The sequence below is a fragment of the Thiomonas sp. genome, from assembly GCF_054608695.1.
This window is the reverse complement of sequence record NZ_JBTRXV010000135.1, coordinates 1-6651: the sequence shown is the minus strand read 5'-3', so window position 1 is coordinate 6651 and position 6651 is coordinate 1. Positions and strand designations below refer to the sequence as shown.

Annotated in this window: 5 protein-coding genes and 1 tRNA gene; 2 read left to right on the top strand and 4 right to left on the bottom strand. The window is 65.3% G+C overall.

The features are described from left to right. A partial coding sequence (locus ACYCUK_RS22535; RefSeq protein ID WP_461596848.1) for a sensor histidine kinase occupies positions 1-1116 on the top strand: 1116 nt, incomplete at its 5' end. Between the two features lie 38 nt (positions 1117-1154). Continuing rightward, entirely contained in the window at positions 1155-1874 is a 720-nt protein-coding gene (locus ACYCUK_RS22530; RefSeq protein ID WP_461596849.1) for a Crp/Fnr family transcriptional regulator, read from the top strand. Positions 1875-2244: 370 nt separating this feature from the next. Here ACYCUK_RS22530 and ACYCUK_RS22525 read toward each other — a convergent pair. The 4 genes from ACYCUK_RS22525 to ACYCUK_RS22510 form a co-directional block, all read right to left on the bottom strand. After that, positions 2245-2331 (bottom strand) — tRNA-Leu (locus tag ACYCUK_RS22525). Between the two features lie 11 nt (positions 2332-2342). Beyond that, positions 2343-3797, bottom strand: coding sequence for a sensor histidine kinase (locus ACYCUK_RS22520; RefSeq protein WP_461596847.1), 1455 nt, complete (start codon positions 3795-3797; stop codon positions 2343-2345). 38 nt (positions 3798-3835) lie between these two features. Beyond that, positions 3836-4549, bottom strand: a complete 714-nt coding sequence (locus ACYCUK_RS22515; protein WP_461596846.1) for a response regulator transcription factor — start codon at positions 4547-4549, stop codon at positions 3836-3838. Next, positions 4530-6651 (bottom strand): efflux RND transporter permease subunit (locus ACYCUK_RS22510; RefSeq protein WP_461596845.1); only part of this gene is annotated, 2122 nt, incomplete at its 5' end. The genes ACYCUK_RS22510 and ACYCUK_RS22515, both read right to left, overlap by 20 nt.

Sequence of the window (6651 nt, the reverse complement as noted above, 5' to 3'; positions counted from 1 at the left end):
CTCATCGCAGCCCTCAATGCGCCCTGTCGCGCAGGTGGACATGTGGTGCGCTTGGCGTCGAGCATCGGCATCAGCATCTATCCGGATGATGCCAACGACGTTGAAACGCTGATCGATCGTGCTGACGCGGCCATGTACCGTGCGAAATGGCAGCAGCACGGCAGCTATGTCTTCAGCGGCGATCCTTCGCTCGCCGAAGAAACATTGCACCAGCCGCGACTTGCCGCGCTGCAGCAGCCCGTGGCGCCTGGTGGGCTGACCTTGGACAAGCAGGAACGTCGGTATGCCGAATTGCGCGAGGCGAATGAACATCTCGTTCTCGCTGCCACCAGTGCCCAGGAGCTTCAGGAGGCGGCCGTGCAGGCACAGCGTCGTCAGGCCGAGTTCATCGCAGCCGTGGCGCAGGAGCTGCGCAATCCATTGGCACCCATTCGCATCGCAACGGCCATGCTGGGACGCGTTCGCTCGGATGAGCCACTGCTCCCCCGAGCGCAATCCATGATCGAGCAGCAGGTCGTCAACATCACGCGCCTGGTGTCTCGTCTGGATGATGTGTCGCAACTCCAATGCGGCAAGTTGATGATCCGGCCCCAAGTCGTGGACATGGTCAGCGTCGTTGACGCCGCGGTCAGCGCCTGCCGCCCCGCCATGGACGCGCGCCTGCAGCAGTTCAACGTCCACATGCCCTTGGGTTCGCACCGGATGACCGCGGATCCGGATCGCCTCGTGCAGATCCTCACCAACCTCATCGACAACGCCTCTAAATTTACGCCGGATGGCGGCGAGATCGATGTGTCGGTCTCGATGCACGACGATGACATCACTCTGACAGTATCGGACAACGGCTGCGGAATTGGCGCCTCCTCGTTGCGCAACATTTTCGAGCCCTTCGTGCAGGATCCTCTGTCCATCGGCCACAACGGCATGGGCATGGGCATCGGCATCGGGCTCACCGTGGTGCGCGCACTGGTCGAAGCGCATGGTGGGCGGGTTGTGGCGCGCAGTGCAGGTCGTGGGCAGGGCAGCCAGTTTGTCGTCACGCTTCCTCTCAAAGGACGCTCAAGCCCTCACCCAGACGAGGATGCCGGTGCGGGCAGTCAGGAGCCCGTGCAGTGACCTCCATCCAGCACACACACCTGCCGCATGGCGATCGGATGGCCGATGCTGGCGACCCGAGGACGAACAAGCTGCTGGCTGCATTGCCCGGCGCCGTGTTTCAGCGTTGGTTGCCGCAATTGGAGCAGGTGGAGATGCCGCTGGGCCAGGTGCTGTATGAGTCAGGCACGACGTTGAGCCACGCCTACTTCCCAACCACCGCGATCGTCTCGTCGTTGTATGTGTTGGAGACTGGCGCGTCGGCGGAAATCGCTGTCGTGGGCAACGAAGGCATTGTCGGCATCCCCCTGTTCATGGGCGGAGGCTCCACACCCAGCCGTGGGGTTGTGCAAAGCGCGGGAGAGGGCTTTCGGCTGAAAGCGCAAACACTGCAAGACGAGTTCACCAACACCAGTGCCGTCATGCGCTTGCTGCTGCTCTACACACAGGCGCTGATCACGCAAATGACGCAAACCGCCGTTTGCAACCGGCACCACGCGTTGGACCAGCAACTTTGCCGCTGGCTGCTCCTCAGCCTCGACCGGCTGCAGGGGAATCAACTGACGATGACGCAAGAACTGATTGCCAACATGCTGGGGGTGCGCCGGGAAGGCGTGACCGAGGCAGCTCTCAAGCTGCAAAGCGCGGGCTTGATCTCCTATTCGCGAGGACACATCACCGTGCTCGACCGCCCGGGCCTGGAACGACGCACTTGCGAGTGTTACGCCGTGGTCAAGAAGGAGTACGACCGATTGCTGCTGACAACGATGGCCGTATGAGCGTCCTGCGTCGAGCGGGCTGGAAATTCACCGCGTGCTGCGTGCTGTAGCGTACAGACTCGAATGGCGACGGCTGGCATCATCCTGACCTGGATGCTGACAAGTCTCCTCCCCTTTGATGGAGTCTGCATCTCTTAGGGCTCAATGCGTCCCCCACGCGGCGAGCCCTTCTTTTGTGCGTCAGCTTGGAATGGCCTGCGTCGGATCAGCGCACGCCACGCGCCAGCACGTTTTTGGAAGCTCGCATGGTTCAGTTCCTTGGTTCGACTCGGGGGTTGAGCGTGTTGCCAAATGAACCTGAAGTGAACCAACCTCGGCAGCACAAATAGAAAAAGGGCCTACAACTTTCGCTGTAAGCCCTTGAATAGACTGGTGCCGGGAGGGGGACTCGAACCCCCACGCTTTTAAGGGCGGCGGATTTTGAGTCCGCTGCGTCTACCAATTCCGCCATCCCGGCGAAACGCATGATTATTCCACAGTTCGCGGTCCGGGCCGGCCGTTGTCCTGCGTGAGCGGATGAGACGATGGTGTGCCTTGCGTGACGGCTGGTGCAGTGGCCGTGGATGGTTGCGCCAGTTGGCTGTAGCGCAGGCGCAGGCCGCCTTCGGGGCGGTTGTCGAGGGTGATCTGGCCTCCCAGGTTTTGCGCGATGTTGCGCATGATGGCCAGCCCCAGTCCACTGCCGGTGGTCTCGGCGGCGCGGTCCAGCCGCTCGAAAGGTTGGAAGGCGCGGTCCATGTCTTGCGCTGCGATGCCTGGGCCGGTGTCGGCAATGTCGATGTGCACCCAGGACCTGCCGTCACGCGCGCTTTCGGTGCTGAGCGCGAGGTCGACGCGCCCGCCCTCGGGGGTGTAGCGCAGGGCGTTGTCGAGACCATTGCGCAACAAGGTGTAGAGCTGGGTGGAATCGGCCAGGATGGGGGCGCCGTCCTGGCGTTCCAGGCCGAGGTCGATACGGCGCTGCTCGGCAAGCGGCATCAGGTCTTCGAGGACGTGGCGCACAACCTGGGCAGGATCGATGCGTTGCTGCGTGCTGGCTGGGCCGGTCTGCACCCGGGCCAGGCTCAGCAACTGCTCGACCACGGCACGGGTGCGCGTCAGGCCTTGCTGCAGGTTGTGCAGGCGGCTGCGGGTTGCGGTGGGCAGCGCGGTGTGGTCCAGGTTCTCGGCCTGCAGGGTCAAGGCAGCGATGGGGGTGCGAAGCTCGTGCGCGGCGTCGGCGACGAAGCGGCGTTCGCGTTCGAGCATGCTCGCCACCCGCGCCAGCAGGCTGTTGATGGAGGCGAGGAATGGGCGCAGCTCGAGCGGGACTTCGTCCAGCGGCAAGGGGTCGAGGCGATGGTCGTCGCGCGCGTCCACCAGGCTGGCGAGGCGGCGCACGGGCCGCAGCGCGCGGCGCACCACCCAGCTCACCAGCAGCACCAGCAAGGGCACCAGGGTCAGCATGGGCACGAGGGTGCGCAGGCCGCTGTCGACGGCAGCCTCGTTGCGCACGCTGGTGCGCTGGGCCACGGCGATATCCCCGCTCGAATCTTGCCGCACGAACACGCGCCAGGAATGCGCGCCGGCCTCGATGGTGTGCATGCCCGGCGTGAGCTTGCTCGGCAGCGCCAGTCCGTTCGCCAGCGTGTGTGTGCCGGATGTGCGCAGGCGCTCGATGATGAAGCGGGCGTCGCGGTCGGCGTCAGCGCCGTGGGGCTCGATCACGCTGCTCGGTTTCAGGCCGTAGCGGTGCACCAGGCTGGCGATCTGGCGCAGCTGCGCGTCCTGCAGCTCGTTCGCCTCCTGATAGCCGAAGATGTAGGACACCGCACCGGTGCTCAGTCCGGCGACGGCGACGATGATGGTCATCCACAGCCACAGGCGACGGCGCAAGGACTGTGCCGCCCAGTGGCGCAGCAGGGGGATGGGGTTCAGGCGCATCGGGTTGTGAAGTGGAGGCGGCGCTGGTCGGGCGCCGCTCAATCCGGTTGCCGTTCCGCCTGCGGGCCGGGCAGCGCCGGGCCTTCGCGGTCGACCATCCAGCCCACGCCGCGCACGTTCTTGATCGAGGTCTGACCAAGCTTCTTGCGAATGCCGTGAATGAGGAACTCCACCGCATTGCTCTCCACCTCTTCATTCCAGCCGTAGATGCGCTCCTCTAGTTCGCTGCGCGAGAGAATGGCGCCCGGGCGCAGCAGCAGCGCGTGCAGCAGCGCGTATTCGCGCGCCGAGAGGCGGGCGCTGGTGGTGCCAGCGTCGCTGTCGACGCTGGCCTCGCGCGTGGTCGGGTCCAGGCTCAGGCTGCCGTTGCTGAGCACCGGCTGGCCCTGGCCGCCTTTGCGCCGGGCCACGGCGCGCAGCCGCGCCAGAAGTTCACCCGACTCGAAGGGCTTGATGAGGTAATCGTCGGCGCCGAGGTCGAGGCCGCGAATGCGGTCGTCCACGCCATCACGGGCGGTGACGATGATGACCGGCAGATTGTTGCCGCCCTGGCGCAGCGCCTGCAGCACGCTCAGACCGTCGCGCTTGGGCAGCCCCAGGTCCAGCAGCATGGCCTCATAGGGCGTGGACTTGACGGCGGTCAGTGCCGATTCGCCGTCCAGCACCCAGTCCACCGCGTGGGCGGCGTCGCGCAGCGACTGCTGCGTGGCGGCGCCCAGCATGCGGTCGTCTTCAACCAGCAGGATGCGCATCGGTTGTCACCTCATCGATTGTTGTGGGGTCATTGTCTTCGCTGGCGAGGCTGCCGCCCAGCAGCTTGAACAACGCGGGCATGAGCAGCAGCACCAGCGGCAGTTGCACCGCCAAACCGGCGATGATGGCCACCGCCAGCGGCTGCTGCATGGCCGAGCCCTGGCCGATGGCCAGCGCCAGTGGCGCCAGCGTCAGCATGGCGGCCAGCGTGGTCATGGCAATGGGGCGCATGCGGTTGATGCCGGCCTGCACCAGCGCTGCGTCGAGCGAGATGTCGGGATGCGTTTGCTGCAGCTCCTGCACCTCGCTGAAGTAGAAGATGGCCACTTCGGTGACGATGCCCACGATCATGGTCATGCCCATCATCGCCGAAATATTGAGCTCGATGCCCGACACCCACAGCCCGACGAACACCGCCGGCAATGCCGCCAGCGGCATGGCGAGAATGGCGAGCGCCACCTTGAAACGCTCGTACAGGAACAGCAGGAGGAAGAACACCAGCAGCACCGCGGCCACCAGCACCTGCAGCAAACCCTTGAAGGCGATTTGCTGCTGCTTGTACAGGCCGCCGAGCTTGGTGTAGACCCCTTCGGGGTAATAGTTCGGGGCATCGATCACGCGTTTGACCGCCACGATCGTCGAGCCGAGGTCGCGTCCGCTGATGCGCGCCGTCACCGCCGCCATGCGCTTCAAGTTTTCGCGCGTGATCTCGGGCTGGCCGGTCAGAATGTTGATGCTGGCGACTTCGCTCAAGGCGAACACATGGCCGTCGGGCGCGCGCAGTGGAAGCGCGGCGATGTCTTCGGGCGTTTGGCGCAAGTCGGGCGCGTCCCACACCCGCACGCCCACCATTTTCGGCCCCTGCTCGATCTGCGTCGCCACGCTGCCGCCGATGAGCGCCGCCAGTTGCGCCTGCACCTGCTGCGCGTCCACACCCTGCAGCGCCATGCGCGTGGGGTCGAGGCGGATGTTGAGGGCGTCCCCGGCAGGTTTGATGCCGCTTTTCACATCGACGATGCCGGGAATCTTGGCGATGGCCGCTGAAGTCTTGTCGGCCAACTGCGCGAGTTGTTGCGGGTTGTCGTCGAAGATCTTGATCTCGACCGGCTGGGGCACGGCCGTCAGATCGCCGATCAGATCCTCCATGAGTTGGGCCATCTCGATCTTCAGCCCCGGCACCTGCATTTCGATGCGCTGCCGCACCGCTTCCATGACCTGATCGATGGGCTTGCGCGGCGGGGGTTTGAGGCGCACGAAGAAGTCGCCCTCATTCGCTTCGGTGATGCCCCCACCCAACTGCGCTCCGGTGCGTCGCGACCATGTTTGCACTTCCGGCGTCTGGCGCAAGATCGTCTCGACTTGCGTCAGCAGGCGGTTGGTTTCCGTCAAGGACGTTCCTGGCGGGCTGCGGTAGTCGAGAATAAAACCGCCCTCATCCATATGCGGCATGAAGCCGCTGCCGACGTGGTGATAGGCGATCCAGCCCACCAGCAGCAACGGCACCAGCCCCACCAGCAGCAAGGCCGGCCGGCGCAGCAATGCCGGCAGCAGGCGGCCGTAGCCGCGCTGGAAGGCCGACAGCAGCCGGCCATGCTCGCGCTGCTGCTCCTTTTCCACGTCGCGCCGGGTGATGAAGCGGTCGGCCAGCAGCGGCACCGCCAGCCACGAGACGAAAAAGGAAATGACCAAGGCTGCCGCCATGGTCAACGCCAGCGCCTTGAAGAAGGCGCCGGTCACGCCCGACAAAAAGGCCAGCGGCACGAAGATGATGACGGTGGAGGCGCTCGACCCGGCCAGCGGGCGGAAAAACTCCATTGCCGCGTGCATCACCCCGCTGTGCCGCGCCTGGCTCACGCCGGATTCGACCGCGCCGGGCGCGGCCAAGGAAACGCCGGGCCGCCCCAAGTTTCCTCGACCCCCTTGGGGGGCGGAGATGGCCAAGCCGTCTCCTGGGGGCGCACCCAGGCGGCGCACGATGTGCTCGCTCATGACGATGGCGTCGTCGATCACCAGCCCCACCGCAGCGGCCATGCCGCCCAGGGTCATGATGTTGAAGCTCATCCCCAGCGCATACAACAGCACCACGGTTGCGGCCAGCACC